Origin of the sequence: Zhouia amylolytica AD3 (assembly GCF_000511935.2) — a bacterium.
GTDB lineage: Bacteria > Bacteroidota > Bacteroidia > Flavobacteriales > Flavobacteriaceae > Zhouia > Zhouia amylolytica.
Map to the genome: position 1 here is coordinate 1 of NZ_AYXY01000006.1, position 529 is coordinate 529.

Sequence of the window (529 nt, forward strand, 5' to 3'; positions counted from 1 at the left end):
GCAGGAGTGGTGATGGTAGGTGGTGTATTATCAGTAATGGCATAGGTAGCGGTTACAGTCGCTTGATTACCGCAAGCATCGGTAGCGGTAAAGATGACCTCAATAGGAGTGGCACAATCAGAGACCGTACCTCCATAATTGTTAGTCCATGTTACCTGGCCACAGTTATCAGTGGCAGTCGCCCTGCGTTATTGGCCAGCCAGTTGGTAATGGCATCGTTATTGCCCGAACCATCACATTCGATGGATAGGTTATCTAAATTGGTCGCATCGATAATAGGAGCAGTGTTGTCTTGAACAGTGATCGTTTGATCTAAGATAGTGGTGTTATCACAGTCATCTGTCAGGGTCCATGTACGGATAATGGTATATTCATTGGCACAAGCCCCTGGATTAGTGGCATCGGTAAAGGTAGCCTGAAGCCCTGTTGCACAGTTATCGGCTTCATCAGTTACATCACCGGTTAGTGTAAGATCCGAAGCATCCTGATTACACTCAATGGTGATGTCATCCGGAGCAGTAAAGGTAGG

General features: G+C 46.9%; 1 protein-coding gene. It reads right to left on the bottom strand.

The features are described 5' to 3' along the window. Positions 1-151 precede the first annotated feature (151 nt). A partial coding sequence (locus P278_RS16565) for an HYR-like domain-containing protein (protein WP_038262316.1) occupies positions 152-529 on the bottom strand: 378 nt, incomplete at its 5' end.